The organism is Streptomyces albus subsp. albus (genome assembly GCF_000725885.1).
Lineage (GTDB): Bacteria > Actinomycetota > Actinomycetes > Streptomycetales > Streptomycetaceae > Streptomyces > Streptomyces albus.
On sequence record NZ_JODR01000011.1, the window covers coordinates 35,657 to 50,416 of the forward strand.

Annotated in this window: 15 protein-coding genes; 9 read left to right on the forward strand and 6 right to left on the reverse strand. The window is 73.8% G+C overall.

Annotated features, from left to right (window positions below; genetic code table 11):
• Positions 1–82 precede the first annotated feature (82 nt).
• From galT to IO40_RS0113940, 5 genes are all read left to right on the forward strand, one after another.
• On the forward strand, positions 83–1,204 hold the full coding sequence (gene galT / locus IO40_RS0113920) for a galactose-1-phosphate uridylyltransferase (RefSeq protein WP_031175493.1): 1,122 nt from the start codon (positions 83–85) through the stop codon (positions 1,202–1,204).
• On the forward strand, positions 1,197–2,183 hold the full coding sequence (gene galE, locus IO40_RS0113925) for a UDP-glucose 4-epimerase GalE (RefSeq protein WP_016472628.1): 987 nt from the start codon (positions 1,197–1,199) through the stop codon (positions 2,181–2,183). Before galT ends, galE begins: the two co-directional genes overlap by 8 nt.
• A complete protein-coding gene (galK, locus tag IO40_RS0113930) occupies positions 2,180–3,337 on the forward strand; it encodes a galactokinase (RefSeq protein ID WP_031175494.1) in 1,158 nt (385 codons plus the stop codon). The genes galE and galK overlap by 4 nt, the downstream gene beginning before the upstream one ends.
• A 365-nt stretch (positions 3,338–3,702) precedes the next feature.
• Positions 3,703–4,581 carry a response regulator transcription factor gene (locus tag IO40_RS0113935; RefSeq protein WP_016472630.1) on the forward strand — a complete coding sequence of 293 codons (879 nt, stop codon included), beginning with the start codon at positions 3,703–3,705 and terminating at the stop codon, positions 4,579–4,581.
• A gap of 93 nt (positions 4,582–4,674) precedes the next feature.
• The gene (locus IO40_RS0113940) at positions 4,675–5,106 is read left to right on the forward strand and encodes a PPOX class F420-dependent oxidoreductase (protein WP_030406444.1); all 432 of its coding nucleotides are present in this window, start codon (positions 4,675–4,677) and stop codon (positions 5,104–5,106) included.
• A 32-nt stretch (positions 5,107–5,138) separates the two neighbouring features.
• On the opposite strand, the gene IO40_RS0113945 is transcribed toward IO40_RS0113940, so the two are convergent.
• Together IO40_RS0113945 and IO40_RS0113950 are read right to left on the reverse strand one after the other, a co-directional pair.
• On the reverse strand, positions 5,139–5,900 hold the full coding sequence (locus tag IO40_RS0113945) for an SDR family NAD(P)-dependent oxidoreductase (protein WP_031175495.1): 762 nt from the start codon (positions 5,898–5,900) through the stop codon (positions 5,139–5,141).
• A gap of 82 nt (positions 5,901–5,982) precedes the next feature.
• A complete protein-coding gene (locus IO40_RS0113950) occupies positions 5,983–6,480 on the reverse strand; it encodes a MarR family winged helix-turn-helix transcriptional regulator (protein ID WP_016472633.1) in 498 nt (165 codons plus the stop codon).
• Between the two features lie 72 nt (positions 6,481–6,552).
• On the opposite strand from IO40_RS0113950, the gene IO40_RS0113955 reads away from it, so the two are divergent.
• Entirely contained in the window at positions 6,553–7,359 is an 807-nt protein-coding gene (locus IO40_RS0113955) for a trans-aconitate 2-methyltransferase (protein WP_016472634.1), read from the forward strand.
• A 31-nt stretch (positions 7,360–7,390) separates the two neighbouring features.
• Here the strand turns inward: IO40_RS0113955 and IO40_RS0113960 are convergent, their stop codons facing one another.
• Entirely contained in the window at positions 7,391–7,966 is a 576-nt protein-coding gene (locus IO40_RS0113960) for a GNAT family N-acetyltransferase (protein ID WP_016472635.1), read from the reverse strand.
• A 208-nt stretch (positions 7,967–8,174) separates the two neighbouring features.
• Positions 8,175–8,858: a TetR/AcrR family transcriptional regulator gene (locus IO40_RS0113965; RefSeq protein ID WP_031175496.1), complete on the reverse strand. Its 684-nt coding sequence runs from the start codon at positions 8,856–8,858 to the stop codon at positions 8,175–8,177.
• Positions 8,859–9,522: 664 nt separating this feature from the next.
• Between IO40_RS0113965 and IO40_RS0113970 the strand changes: the two genes are divergently transcribed.
• The 3 genes from IO40_RS0113970 to IO40_RS0113980 all read left to right on the forward strand — a co-directional run bounded on the left by IO40_RS0113970 (position 9,523) and on the right by IO40_RS0113980 (position 12,756).
• Positions 9,523–10,143: an APC family permease gene (locus tag IO40_RS0113970; RefSeq protein WP_031175497.1), complete on the forward strand. Its 621-nt coding sequence runs from the start codon at positions 9,523–9,525 to the stop codon at positions 10,141–10,143.
• The gene (locus tag IO40_RS0113975; RefSeq protein WP_258775794.1) at positions 10,140–11,003 is read left to right on the forward strand and encodes an amino acid permease; all 864 of its coding nucleotides are present in this window, start codon (positions 10,140–10,142) and stop codon (positions 11,001–11,003) included. The genes IO40_RS0113970 and IO40_RS0113975 overlap by 4 nt, the downstream gene beginning before the upstream one ends.
• A 124-nt stretch (positions 11,004–11,127) precedes the next feature.
• Positions 11,128–12,756, forward strand: coding sequence for an amidohydrolase (locus IO40_RS0113980; protein ID WP_031175498.1), 1,629 nt, complete (start codon positions 11,128–11,130; stop codon positions 12,754–12,756).
• A 39-nt stretch (positions 12,757–12,795) separates the two neighbouring features.
• Here IO40_RS0113980 and IO40_RS0113985 read toward each other — a convergent pair whose 3' ends face one another.
• A complete protein-coding gene (locus tag IO40_RS0113985) occupies positions 12,796–13,458 on the reverse strand; it encodes a TetR/AcrR family transcriptional regulator (protein ID WP_030406437.1) in 663 nt (220 codons plus the stop codon).
• Between the two features lie 132 nt (positions 13,459–13,590).
• A complete protein-coding gene (locus IO40_RS0113990; protein WP_016472641.1) occupies positions 13,591–14,724 on the reverse strand; it encodes an acyl-CoA desaturase in 1,134 nt (377 codons plus the stop codon).
• Positions 14,725–14,760: the final 36 nt, after the last annotated feature.

The window sequence follows — 14,760 nt, forward strand, 5'->3', positions numbered from 1 at the left end:
GCTCGCCCGCGTTGAACATTCTGTTGGCTCATGGTTCCTTGTGTGCGATTATGTTTGAGGTCAAGGAACGAGGAGCCACCCGGTGAAGAAGACCTCAGGCCGCCTTGCCGACGGCCGCGAGATCGTTTATTACGACCTGCGTGACGATGTGACCCGCACCGCCGCCGACCCGCGCCCGATGCCGCCCGTGGAGGCGCGGTCCGAGATCCGGCACGACCCGCTGCTGGACGACTGGGTCGGCGTCACCGCCCACCGCAACGCGCGCACCTACCATCCGCCGGCCGACGAGTGCCCGCTGTGCCCCTCCCGCGACGGCCGCCACAGTGAGATCCCCGAGGCGGACTACGACGTCGTCGTCTTCGAGAACCGGTTCCCCTCCTTCCACGGCGCGCCCGGCGCCGTGCAGCACGCGGACCCCGCCGGGCTCTTCCGGCACGCCCCGGGCGCCGGCCGCTGCGAGGTCGTCGCCTTCACCGGTGACCACCGGGCCTCCTTCGCCGATCTGGACGAGGAACAGGCCCGGCTCGTCCTCGACGTGTGGACCGACCGCACCGCCGAACTGTCCGCCACCCCGGGTGTCGAGCAGGTCTACTGCTTCGAGAACCGCGGCGAGGAGATCGGGGTGACCCTCTCCCACCCGCACGGCCAGATCTACGCCTATCCGTTCACCACGCCGCGCACCGCGCGGATGCTCGACTCCCTGGCCGCCTACGCGGAGCGGACATCGGGCGGCAACCTCTTCGACGACCTGGTCGCGGCCGAACGGGCCGCCGGCGAGCGGATCGTCCTCCAGGGCGAGCACTGGACCGCGTTCGTCCCCTACGCCGCCCACTGGCCCTACGAGGTGCACCTCCACCCCGTCCGGCGGGTGCCCGACCTGCCGGCGCTCGACGAGGCCGCCCGCGCCGAGTTCCCCGCGATATATCTGGAACTGCTGCGCCGTTTCGACCGCATCTTCGGACCGGACGAGCCGCGCACCCCCTACATCTCCGCCTGGCACCAGGCGCCCTTGGCGAAAGGCGACGGGGCACGGCGGGCGGCCCGCGAGGAGTTCGCCCTCCATCTGGAGCTTTTCACCATCCGCCGGGCTCCCGGCAAACTGAAGTTCCTCGCGGGTTCCGAGTCCGGCATGAACGTGTTCATCAACGACGTGCCGCCGGAGGCCGCGGCAGCACGACTGCGAGAGGTGGCCACCCATGGCTAAGTATTTGGTGACCGGCGGGGCCGGGTACGTCGGCAGTGTCGTGGCGGCACACCTGCTGGAGGCGGGGCACACCGTCACCGTGCTGGACGACCTGGACACCGGTTTCCCCCAGGGGGTTCCCCGGGGCGCCGCGTTCGTCGAGGGGCGCATCCAGGACGCCGGACGGGTGCTGGACGGCTCGTACGACGGGGTGCTGCACTTCGCCGCGCACTCCAGGGTGGGCGAGTCCGTCGAGCAGCCGGAGAAGTACTGGCGCAACAACGTCGGCGGCACCGTCGAACTGCTGACGGCCATGCGGCAGGCCGGAGTGCGCAAGCTGGTGTTCTCCTCCACCGCCGCCGTCTACGGCGAGCCCGGGCGCACCCCCATCACCGAGACCGACCCCGCGGCCCCCACCAGCCCCTACGGCGCCTCCAAACTGGCCGTGGACCACATGATCGGCGGGGAGTGCCGGGCGCACGGCATGGCCGCCGTCTCCCTGCGCTACTTCAACGTCGCGGGCGCCTACTTCGCCGCGGACGGCACCGCCTTCGGCGAGCGGCACGACCCCGAGTCGCATCTGATCCCGCTCGTCCTCCAGGTGGCGCAGGGCCGCCGGGAGGCCGTCTCCGTCTTCGGCGACGACTACCCCACCCCCGACGGCACCTGTGTGCGCGACTACATCCACGTCGCCGACCTGGCCCGCGCCCATCTGCTGGCCCTGGAGCACGCCGCGCCGGGCGAGCACCTGATCTGCAACCTGGGCAACGGCAGCGGCTTCTCCGTCCGCGAGGTCGTCGAGACGGTCCGCAAGGTCACCGGGCACGAGATCCCGGAGGTGGTGGCCGGGCGCCGGGGCGGCGACCCGGCCGTCCTGGTCGCCTCCGCCGAGCGCGCCCGCACCCGGCTGGGCTGGCGCCCCGAACGCAGCGGACTGGCGCAGATCGTCGAGGACGCCTGGCGGTTCGCCCGGCTGACGGCGGAAGAGGGCCAGGCGTGACGGGCGACGCGCGGGAGGGGTTCCGCGCGGTCTACGGCGCCGACCCGGAGGGCGTGTGGGCGGCCCCCGGGCGGGTCAACCTGATCGGCGAACACACGGACTACAACGACGGGTTCGTGATGCCCTTCGCCCTCCCGCACACGGTGCACGCGGCTGCCGCCCGGCGCACCGACGGCGTCCTTCGGCTGCACTCGGGGGACGTGCCCGGCGCGGCCTACCAGCTGCCCCTGGACGCGCTCGCCCCGGGCGCGGACGGCGGCTGGGTGGCCTACCCGGCGGGGGTCGTCTGGGCGCTGCGCGAGGCCGGTCTCCCCGTCGGCGGCGCGGACATCCATGTGACCAGCACGGTGCCCACGGGGGCCGGACTGTCCTCGTCGGCGGCGCTGGAGGTCGCCACCGGGCTCGCGCTGTCCGAGCTGTACGGGCTGGACCTGCCGCGCGACCGGCTGGCGCGGCTGTGCCAGCGCGCGGAGAACGAGTTCGTCGGCATGCCCTGCGGCATCATGGACCAGATGGCCTCCGCCTGCTGCACGGAGGGCCATGTACTGCACCTGGACGCCCGCGACCTGACGCGGCGTCAGGTCCCTTTCGACCTGGCCGCCTCCGGCCTGCGGATGCTGGTGGTGGACACCCGCGTCAAGCACACCCTGGCCGACGGGGCGTACGCCGGACGCCGCCGCGCCTGCGAGGCCGGCGCGGCGGCCCTCGGGGTGCCGTCCCTGCGTCAGGTGGCGTACGAGGACCTGGATACGGCCCTCTCCCGGCTGGACGCCCGTCTGGACGACCCGCAGGTGCGTGACTGCGTCCGGCACGTCGTCACGGAGAACCGCCGTGTGGAAGAAGTCGTCGCGCTGCTCGACGCGGGCGAGGTCCGTGCGGTGGGTCCGCTGCTGAGCGCGGGACATGCCTCCCTGCGTGACGATTTCCGCGTCTCCTGCGCCGAGTTGGACCTGGTGGTCGACACGGCCCTGGGCGCGGGCGCACTGGGGGCGCGGATGACCGGCGGCGGGTTCGGAGGGTCCGCCGTCGTGCTGGTGGAGGAGTCCGCGACGGAGAAGGTCGGCGCGGCGGTGACCTCGGCGTTCGAGGCCGCCGGCCATCTGGCGCCGCAGCTGTTCGAGGCGGTGCCGAGCGCGGGCGCACAGCGGCTGTGAACCGCTGGCGCGGGCGACTGGCCGTTCCGCCGCACGGCGTTCGCGGCACGGGGCGCACGGGCCGGCTGGTGCGAGGCGCACGGAGGGTGTCCGCGCGCTGAGTGTGCTTCCGTGCGGTGTGAGTGCGCCGCGTACACCCCCTGGGCCGGGTGACGAGTGGCACGATTTTTGTGATTGGCCTTCCACTGTCGCAGCCCGCCCGTACTCTGAAAGCCAGGTGGCACCGGTGGGGGCCGGTGCTGATCAGGGGGCGAGACAGCCGGGTACGACGCCCAGGGGCGGGATGGACGGTGCGACACGGCGGCGGCCGTGCCGCCGACGCCTCCCCGCGCACGGGCGCCGTACCCGCACTGCGAGGGGGTGCCATGCAACGCATTCGGGTACTGGTGGTCGACGACCACCGGATCTTCGCCGAGTCCTTGGCCGCCGCGCTCGCGGCCGAGCAGGACGTCGAAGTCGGCGCGGCCGGCAGCGGCGCCGCGGCGCTGCGCCATCTGGAGCGCGCCGCGGCCGAGGGCCGCCGCTTCGACGTGCTCCTGGTGGACGCGAATCTGGGCGCCCCGCTGAACGGAGCGGCGCAGCCGGGCGCGGCTCCGCCCCGCCCCGGCGGGGAGAAACCGGTGTCCGCCCCGCCCGCACCCGCTGCCCTGGCGGCCGGGCCGGGCCCCGCACCCGGCAGAGCGCTGGCCGCGCTGGAGGACCCGTCGGGCACCGCCGTCGGCGCCGTGGCGGGCACGGCGGAGGCACCGGGCGGTTTACCGCTGGTGGCCCGGGTCCGCGCCGACTACCCGCACGTGCGCACCGTGGTCCTCGCCGAACGTGACGACCCCAGGCACGCCGCCGCCGCGCTCCAGGCCGGCGCGGGCGGCTGGGTCGCCAAGGACTGCTCGCTCTCCCGTCTGCTCCAGGTCATCCGCGGCGTCCTCAAGGACGAGACACATCTGCCGCCCGCCCTGCTCACCGGCGTCCTCAAGGAACTGACGGCCACCCGCAAGCACCGCACCGAGAGCGAACGCCTGGTGGAGTCCCTCACCCCGCGCGAGCGGGAGGTGCTGCGCTGCATGGTGGCCGGGCTGGGCCGCAAGGCCGTCGCGGAGCGGCTGTATCTGTCGCCGCACACGGTGCGCACCCACATGCAGAACGTCCTGGGCAAACTGGGCGTCCACTCGACGCTGGCCGCCGTGGCGCTGGCCCGCCGGGCCGGTGTGGGTCCCGTGGAACTGGAGCCGGCCGGGGCACGCTGAGGCACCCCCGCCCTTCGGTCCCACCGTGCGCGCCGCCCACTGCCTATGCTGTGCCGCCCCGGATCCGGAGCGCGACAGCGGAGGCGAGCGGCGATGCAGCAGATGACCGAGCAGCAGTGGCGGGAGTTCGTCCTGACGGGGACGCGGACCGGGAAGCTGGCCATCACCCGCAAGGACGGCCGCCCGCACGTGACCCCCGTCTGGTTCCTGCTGGACGACGAGGGGCATCTGCTGTTCACCACGGGCAGCGACTCCCTCAAGTGCAAGGTCCTGCGCCGCGAGCCGCGGTTCGCGCTCTGCGTGGACGACCAGGAGCCGCCGTTCAGCTTCGTGATGCTCGAATGCGTGGCCGCGGAGTTCGTCGAGGACCTCGACGAGCTGCGCGAGTGGGCCACCCGTATCGGGGGCCGCTACATGGGCGAGGAGCAGGCCGAGGCGTTCGGCAGCCGCAACGCCGTGCCCGGCGAGTATCTGGTGCGGGCCCGGGTGGAACACGCGATCGCATACGCGGACATCGCGGACTGAGAACCGGCTGGAAAGCCGGGCTGCCGGGTGGTTCACCCGCCGTGCCGGCCGACGCTCCAGCCGCCGTCCACCACCAGTTCGGTGCCGGTCACGAACGAGGCGTCGTCCGAGAGCAGAAAGGCTATGGCCGCCGCGACCTCGTCGGGGCGGCCGTGCCGGCCGATGACCGTCTCGTGTGCCGCCTGCCGGCGCTCGTCATCGGGCACCCGGTCCCAGGCGGGTGTCATGACCGGTCCGGGCAGTACGCAGTTGACCCGTATCCGGGGGCCGTACTCCGCGGCGAGCTGGCGTCCGAGCCCGGTGAGACCGGCCTTGCTCGCGGCGTACGCGGGCCGGCCCGGCAGTCCGGCCAGGGCCTGGACGCAGGACGTCAGCACGATCGCGCCGGCCCGCCGGTGCAGATCGTCCAGACAGGCCCGCACGCCCAGGAACGCCCCGGTCAGATTGACCCCCAGCTGCGCCTCCCAGTCGGAGAGCGTGATCGCGTCGGCGGGGCCGCCGCGGATCGTCGCCGCGTTGCACACCAGCCCGTCCACGGGGCCGAAGCCCTCCCGGGCGGTCGCCACGGCGCGGGCCCAGGCCGGCTCGTCCGTCACGTCACCGCGCACGAACGCCGCCCGGCCGCCCGAGACGGTGATCTCCCGTGCGGTACGGCGTGCCCCGGCCTCGTCCTGGTCGAGCAGGACCACGGCCGCCCCCTCGTCCGCCAGCCGGTGCGCCGTCGCGGCGCCGATCCCGAAGCCGCCTCCGCTGATGACGACCGTACGTGACGCGAACCGTGCAGCCATGGCCATGAGCGTGATCGTACGGTCCTGCCGGGCGGGCGCACAGGCCGTTGCGGAACACCGGTCCCGGCGGTCCCGCAGGGGACGGGGATCAGATGGGGATGTTGTCGAAGGGCGCCGTCAGCCGGCGCAGCAGGGAGGCGAGTTCGCCGCGCTGGCCGGCGGACAGTTCGGCGAGGATGGCGCGCTCCTGGTCGAGCAGGCCGGCCAGGGCGCTGTCGGCGCGGTCCCGGCCCTCCGTGGTGAGCCGCACCAGGACGCCGCGCCGGTCGTTGGGGTCGGGTAGCCGCTCGACCAGGCCCTTCTTGGCGAGGCGGTCGATGCGGTTGGTCATCGTCCCCGACGTCACCAGTGTCTGGGTGAGCAGCTGGCCGGGGGAGAGCTGGTAGGGGGTGCCGGCGCGGCGCAGCGCGGTCAGCACGTCGAACTCCCAGGGCTCCAGATTGTGCTCGGAGAACGCGATGCGGCGGGCGCGGTCCAGGTGCCGTGCCAGTCTGCTGACCCGGCTGAGCACCTCCAGCGGCTCGACATCGAGGTCAGGGCGCTCCCGGCGCCAAGCTGCCACCAAACGGTCGACCTCGTCCTCCATGGGATCAGTGTAGAGGTTGTGTCGACGTGAAGTCTCTTGACGTCAAGAGAGCCTGAGCGGCACGCTGCTGCCATGTGGGACCCCGAGCAGTATCTCCGCCACTCCGGTCCGCGCCTGCGGCCCCTCCTGGACCTCCTCGCCCATGTCCCCGACGACCTCCCCGGCAGCCCCCGCCCCCGCATCGCCGACCTCGGCTGCGGACCCGGCGGCCCCAGCGAAGCCCTCGCCGCCCGCTGGCCCGGCGCCCACATCACCGGCTATGACAGCTCCCCGCAGATGCTCGCCGAGGCCGCCGCCCACACCCGTCCCGGCCGCCTCGACTTCGCCCACGCCGACCTCGCCCACTGGCGCCCCGACCCGGGCGAGCGCTTCGGGCTGCTCTTCTCCAACGCGGCGCTCCACTGGGTGCCCGGCCACCCCGAGGCGTTCGCCGACTGGATCGGCGCCCTCCCCGCCGGCGGTGTCCTCGCCTTCCAGGTGCCGGGCAACTTCGACGCCCCCACCCACACCCTGCTGGCGGAACTGCGCGGCTCCCCGCGCTGGCGCGCCCGCCTCGGCGGCGGACCCGCCCGCACCCGCCCCGTCCTCGACCCGGCCGGCTACGCCGCGCTCCTGGCCCCGCTCGGCCCGCACGGCTGCGGCGTGGATGCCTGGGAGACCACCTATCTGCACCGCCTCACCGGTCCCGATCCGGTCCTCGACTGGACGAAGGGCTCCACCCTCCGCCCCGTCCTCGCCCGGCTCAAGGACGATCCGGCCGCCCGTGACGCTTTCCTCGCCGAGTACGCCGCGGCCCTGCGCGACGCCTATCCGCCCGGCCCGGACGGGGTGACGGCCTTCCCGTTCCGCCGGGTCTTCGTCATCGCCGTCAGACGGTGACCGGCCGGGTGCCGGGGCTCCGCGGCGGTCGTCAGCCGTCCCGGGCCGCCCGCCACTCGTGGGCGAGGACCGACCAGACCTCCATCGAGGTCCGCCTGCCGCGGTACAGATAGCTCTCGCGCAGGGTGCCCTCCTTCGTCATGCCCAGCCGGCGGGCCACCGCGATGCTGGCCGCGTTCTCGTCGGAGACCAGCCACTCCACCCGGTGGAAGCCGCGCTCCTCGATCGCCCAGTCGATGACGACCCGCGCCGCCCGCGTGATCAGGCCCTTGCCGACCGCGGAGGGCTCCAGCCAGCAGCCCGCCTCCGCGGTGCCCTGCGGCGCGTCCATCGTCCGGAAGAGCACCCCGCCGACCAGTGTGCCGCCCCGCCCGCCGCTGCCGCCCAGCCAGATGCCCCAGATCCGTCCGGTGTCCGCCGCCGCCTTGTCCGCGTACGACTGGAGACAGGCGCGGCTCGATTCCAGATCCGTCGACTTGTCCGGGAAGGCGATGTACTTCCCGATGTACTCCCGCCCCCGGTCCATGTGGGCCAGGAACTCCTCCGCCTGCCACGGTTCGAGGGGGCGCAGCTCGGCGCCGTCGTCACCCAGGGATATCGCGAACATCGTCGCCTCCACGGTCGCAGCCCGGTGCGCACCGGTGCGCACCGCGACGGATCCTCGCACAGGCGTCCGGCGTCGGCCGGTGATTTTCCGGCGCCGCGGGATGTCACCGCGTGGTGCCCGTCCCCGCCCGGACTCCCCGTCGGGCGGGCGCCGTTCGGGGCCGTGCCGTCAATGCCGCGGCCGTGTCGTCAATGCCGTGGCTGCGCCGTCAGTGCCGTGGCTGTGCCGGCTCGCCGGGGCGCGCCGTCGGCGGCGTCGCGTCGTGGCCGTCGGCAGCGGACGCGGGGGCGAGGTCCCGGGCGATCCCGTCGAGCACCATCGCCAGACCGAGGTGGAAGTCCTCCTCGGTGAGGCGGAAGGCGCGGTGCTCCCCCGTGAGCGCCGCCGCGAGTGACGGCCTCGTCTCCAGGTCCGCCTCGCTGGGCGGGATGCCGGGGCTGACGGCGGTCAGGGTGGCGCCCAGCGCGTACGACTCGACCAGCAGCACCGCGCGGGCCGCGTCCTGCGGGGGCCAGCCGTCCCGGGAGAGCGCGCCGAAGACACCTTCCAGACCGTCCAGCGAGTGCGGGTTGCGCGTGGGCCGGTGCATCACGAGCGGCACCGCGTTGGGGTGCCGGCGGAAGGTGCGGAAGTACCGGTGGGCCAGGCTGGTCAGCTCGGTGCGCCAGCCGCCCGACGGGTGCCAGTCCCCGGTGATCTCCCGGACGATGGCGTCCACGACGGCCTCGTGGACGCCCTCGCGGTCCCGTACGTACTTGTACAGCGACGGGCTGGTGACGCCGAGCCGCTGGGCGAGCCGGCGCATCGACAGGCCCTCCACGCCCTCCTCGTCCAGGGTGCGCAGCGCCTCGTCGAGCACTGCGGCGCGGGAGATCCGGGGCGGGCGGGGCATGGGGGCGGGCTCCAGGGGTCGGGGAGCGGCAGCGTCGTGACCGTGGACCGTCGCGGAGTGCCACCGCGGGCTTCGGCAGATTCTACGAGGGGTCCCGGGGCGGGCGCGGATCGATTGCCGTCGGGCTCTTCCCTGCCGGCCACCGGCTGGGGTAGCTTGCTCCGCGAAAGTTAACCCCATTCATTAACTGGCTTCACGAACAGTTCGGCAACGGCCGCACCGACCCCTTCCGTGACCGCCGTCCGCGCTGTCGTGGGGCTGCCGGGGCGTGTCCACGGGCGCCCGCGAACCGGGTTCCGGCCCGTGGACGGACCGGCGAACCCGGCTCCCGCACCCCGTCCGCGCGTCCCGGACGGAACGGCACGCGTCGGCGGTCGCAAGGCCGCACGGCGCGCGCCGGCGGCGTCGGCCGACGCCACCCGCCGAGTGCCGCTCCCACCCGCCCCCGCTCAGAAACCCGCTCCGGGCCCCCACGGGGACCGAACCCTGGAGGGTGCCAGTGCGTTCCACCGATTCCCCCACCGATCCCCCCGTCGAATCCCCCACCGACTGCCCTGCCGGCTCCTTGGCCGGTTCACCTGCCGACTCCCGCGCTGCCGCTGCCGGTTCCTCCGCCGGCCCGTCCCCGTCCCCCTCGTCCCCCTCGTCCCCCTCGGCTCCGGCCGTGTCGTCCCGGGACGGGGAACTCCGCGAGGGAGCCGTCGGGCTGCCCGGTGCGCTGGGGGTCACGCTCTCCAACATGGCGCCGGTCAACGGGGCGTTCCTGACCGCGCCGGCCGTCGTCGCCGCCATGGGGACCCAGGCGCCGTGGGCGTTCGTGCTGACCACGCTCGGACTGCTGGCCACAGCACTGACGCTCGGTCAGTTCGCCCGCCGCATCGTCTCCTCCGGCGGCCCGGTGGCCTTCGCCTACCACGCCTATGCGCCCCTCAGTTCACGGCTCGGCGTGCTGCTGTCCAGCGCGATGTTCTACATCACCCTGCTCTCCGGCCCGTTGACCATCGGCGGCGTCGCCGTCTTCGCCGGCACCTGGATGGCCGCCTCGCTGCACCTGGGCGGACTGTGGTGGATGGCGCTCTCCCTCGCGGTCCTCGTCTTCGGCGGGGCGGTCGTGCTGCGCGGCATCGTCGAGTCGAGCCGGGTCGCGATGGCGCTGGCCGCGGGCCAGTTCGCCGTTCTGGCCGGCTTCTCCGTGCTGCTGCTGGTGCGTTCCGGGGCTGACGCGGCGGCGCGCTGCACGCGGCCGGCGGCGACCCCGGAGGGCTCGCCGGGCTCAGCGGCCTGACGTTCCCGCTCGCCGTCGCCGGAATGGTCGGCTGGGACAACTCGGCGAGCATGGCGGCCGAGATCCGCCGTCCGCGCCGCGTCGTGCCCGTCACCCTGGCGGCGGCCGTGGCGCTGGCCGGCGGCGTGTACGCGCTGTCCACCTGGGCCGGTGTCGCCGGTTACGCGCACTGGCAGGGCCCGGCCGCGGGCACCGGCCGCTTCGGCGACCCGGCCAACAGCGCCCCCTTCCTCGAACTGGCCGACCACTACCTGCCACTGGCGCGCCCCGTGCTCGCCGCGTTCGGCGCCATCAGCTCCGTCGCCTGCCTCATCGCCGCGACCACCGCCATGTCGCGGATCACCTTCACCGCCGCGCGGGCCGGGATGCTGCCGCGCGCCCTCGGCCACGTCTCGGCACGGCGTGCGGTGCCGACGGGGGCCGCCGTGCTGTGGCTGGTGCTGATCGGCGCCTGCGTGGTGCTGCCCACCGCGCTGCTGGGCGCCGCGCCGACGACCGTCTCCGCGTGGGAGGCCGGTATCGGGACGGTGCCGCTGCTGATCAGCCTGTTCGTGGGGCTGGTGGGACTCCCCGTGTATCTGCTGCGTACCGCGCGGCACACCCTGCGTCCCCTCCCGCACCTGGTGATCCCCCTGGTGGGGCTCGTGGTGATCGGCTGGGGCGTCTGGGGCAACGTCCGCCCGGACCAGCCCGCGCCCGGAAACCTGTACTGGCTGTGGACCGGGCTGATCCTGCTGCTCGCCCTCGCGGCGGCCGTCCGCTTCACCCGCCGCCCCGCCGGCCGCCGGGACCTGTCCGCACTGGGCCTCGCCCGCCCCGATGCGCCCGGACCGGAAGGAGCACCGCCCGCCGCACCCTGAACCGCAGCCCCGCACCCCGGCCGGCACCGGCCGGCGCCCCCGTATCCCAGCTCAGTACCCGCACCACACCCACCGGCGGGACGGCGGCCCGCGCCGTCGCCGTCCGGTACCGAAGGAGTCACCCGTGTCACGTCGTTCCGCCGATCTCGCCGTCCTCGGCGCCACCGTCCACACCCTCGACGCGGACCGTCCCCGCGCGACGGCCGTCGCCCTGCGCGGCGGGACGATCGTCGCGGTCGGTGACGACGCGGAAGTGCGCGCGATGTGCGACGCGCGCACCCGGATCGTGGACGGGACCGGCACGGTGGTCACCCCGGGGCTCACGGACGGCCACATCCACCCCGTCACCGGCATGATGATGACGCAGGGGGTGGACCTCTCCGGCTGCCGTACGCCCGGGCAGCTGCGGGCCGCGCTGGCCGAGGAGCGCCTAAGCGGCGGCGGCCGGGCCCGCGACGGCTGGCTCCTCGGCTTCGGCCTCGACCCCAACGCACTGGGCGGCAGCGCACCGCACCGCCGCCTGATCGACGACGTACTCGACGGCGCCCCCGCCCTGCTGACGCTCTTCGACGGACACGCCGCGCTCGCCTCCACCCGGGCCCTCGAACTGGCCGGGGTGACGGGCCCCGTCGGCTTCCCCGACAGCACGGCACAGGTGGTCTGCGACCCGGACGGGCACCCCACCGGCGAATTGCGGGAGGAACCGGCCAAATCCCTGGTGGAGCGGGCCGTACCGGAGCCGGACGCGGACGAGCTGGCCGCCGGGCTGCGCACGCTGATGGCCCGGATGAACGCCACCGGCCTGACCGGCGGGCACGCCATGGACCTGCGCGACGGCGGACTTCCGGCACTGCGCGCCCTGGAGGAGCAGGACGCGGTGACGATGCGGCTGCGCTTCGCCCCCTGGTGCCAGCCGGGCACCGGGGAGGAGGGCCTGCGCGAACTGGTGGCGCTCCAGGGCACCGGCGGGCGGCTGTGGAAGGTGGACGGCGTCAAGCTGTTCATGGACGGCACCATCGACAACGGCACCGCCTGGCTGCACGAGCCGGACTGCCACGGGGAGTCCACCCGCCCGTTCTGGCTGCCGCCCGAGAAGTACGCGCGTGCGGTACGGGCCCTGGCCGGGGCGGGGGTGCCGACGGCGACGCACGCCATCGGTGACGCGGCCGTCTCCTACGCGCTCGACCAGCTCGCCCCGCTGGGGGCCACACCGTCCGGGGCGCGGCACCGGATCGAGCACATAGAGACGGCACCCGACGAGCTGATCCGGAAGTTCGCCGCCTCGGGCGTGGCCGCCTCCATGCAGCCCAGCCACGCGCAGTACACCCTGGCGGACCACAGCGACAACTGGTCGACCCGGCTCGGTGACGAGCGCGCCGACCGCGCTTTCCGCTGCGGGGATCTGCTGCGTGCCGGGGCGCTGCTGGTGCTGGGCTCGGACTGGCCCATCGCGCACTTCGACGCCCGCGAGGTACTGGCCTCCGCCCGGCTGCGGCGCCCGCCGCACGAGCCCGGCCGCGTTCCCGTCCGCCCCGAGCAGGCGCTCGGTGCGGCGGAGGCCCTGCACGCGATGACGGTCGCACCCGCGCAGGTGGCGGGGGAGGGGGACCGTGCGGGCCGGGTACGCGTGGGCCACCGCGCGGACCTGACGGTCTTCGCGGCCGACCCGCTGACCGTACCGGCGACGGAACTGGCGGACATACTTGTGCGGATGACGGTTGTGGACGGCAGGGTCGTCCACGAGGCCGGGTGAGCCGGGGGCATCACGCCGCCACCGGCGGCCGGGCACGCGCTACGACCGCCGGTGGCCTATGAGCCTCGGTTTCTGCTCCAGTCCGTCGAGGCCGTGCCAGGCGAGGTTCACCAAGTGGGCGGCGACCTCCGCCTTCTTCGGCTTGCGGACGTTGAGCCACCACTGCCCGGTGAGGGCGACCATGCCGACGAGGGCCTGGGCGTACAGCGGGGAGAGCTTGGCGTCGAACCCGCGGGACTTGAACTCGCGGCCGAGGATGTCCTCGACCTGGGTGGCGATGTCCGAGATGAGCGAGGCGAAGGTGCCGGTGGACTGGGGGAGGGGCGAGTCCCGCACCAGGATGCGGAAGCCGTCCGTGAAGTGGTCGATGTAGTCGAGCAGGGCGAACGCGGCCTGCTCCAGCAGCTCGCGCGGGTGGCCGCCGGTGAGCGCCCCGGTCACCATGTCCAGCAGGCGCCGCATCTCACGGTCCACGACGACCGCGTACAGGCCCTCCTTGCCGCCGAAGTGCTCGTAGACGACCGGTTTGGAGACACCGGCCTTGTGGGCGATCTCCTCCACCGACGTGCCCTCGAAGCCGCGTTCGGCGAAGAGGGTGCGGCCGATGTCCAGCAACTGCTCGCGCCGCTCCTTGCCGGTCATCCGGCGGCGGGCGCGTTTGGGGCTCTTGGCGGGTTTCGGGCCGCCGGACGGGGGCGTCAAGCCGTCGTACGGCTGGGTGGGCGCACCGCTGTACGGCTGCGGCGTCTCGTCGGTCGGCACGGGGTGGGGCCTTCCCTGTCGTTGGCTGCCTCGGGACCCGGGGGCCGGACCCCCGGGTCGGTCAGCACAGCATCATGCCGCCCCGGCCGCCTGCTCCTCACGCCGGGATTCCGACGCGGCGGCGGTGCCCACCGGCCCGGCGCCGTCCGTACCGTTCTCGGCGGCCGTGGTGCGGCGCCGGCGCGAACCGTCGGGGTGCCGCTTGGACTCCAGCCGGTCCTGCTTGGGCCAGCGCACGTCGTACGCCCAGCCGGCCTTCTCGAACCAGCTGATGAGCCGGGCGCTGGAGTCGATCTGCCCGCGCTCGACGCCGTGCCGTGCGCAGGTGGGGTCCGCGTGGTGCAGGTTGTGCCAGGACTCGCCGCAGGACAGGATCGCCAGCCACCACACGTTGCCGGAGCGGTCGCGGGACTTGAAGGGGCGCTTGCCGACGGCGTGGCAGATGGAGTTGATGGACCAGGTGACGTGGTGCAGCAGCGCCACCCGCACCAGGGAGCCCCAGAAGAACGCGGTCAGCGCGCCCTGCCACGACCAGGTGACCAGGCCGCCCACCAGCGGCGGGATCAGCAGCGAGACCGTCGTCCACAGCACGAACTGGCGGGAGATGAGGCGCAGCGCCGGGTCCTTGATCAGGTCGGGTGCGTATTTGTGCTGCGGCGTCTGCTCCTCGTCGAACATCCACGCCATGTGGGCCCACCACAGGCCCTTGAGCAGGGCGGGGATGGTCTCCCCGTAGCGCCACGGGGAGTGCGGGTCGCCCTCGGCGTCGGAGAACTTGTGGTGCTTGCGGTGGTCGGCGACCCAGCGCACCAGGGGGCCTTCGACGGCGAGCGAGCCCATGATCGCCAGCACGATGCGCAGCGGGCGCTTGGCCTTGAACGAGCCGTGGGTGAAGTAGCGGTGGAAGCCGATCGTGATGCCGTGGCAGCCGATGAAGTACATCGCGACCAGCAGTCCCAGATCGAGCCAGCTCACCCCCCATCCCCAGGCGAGCGGCACGGCGGCCACCAGGGCGATGAACGGGACGGTGATGAAGGCCAGCAGCGCGAGCTGTTCCACGGAGCGGCGCTGTTCACCGCCCAGCGTCGCGGAGGGCAGCGGGGTGGCGGGGGCGTCGGCGGCTTCGGCACCGGCGGCCGGGGTGGCGGGGGTGGCAGTGGGGGCAGCCTTCGGCGAACTGTCGAGCACGTCCGGGCTAGTCGTCATAGATGTCCCTCATTGGACCTCGGCTTGGCTACGGTT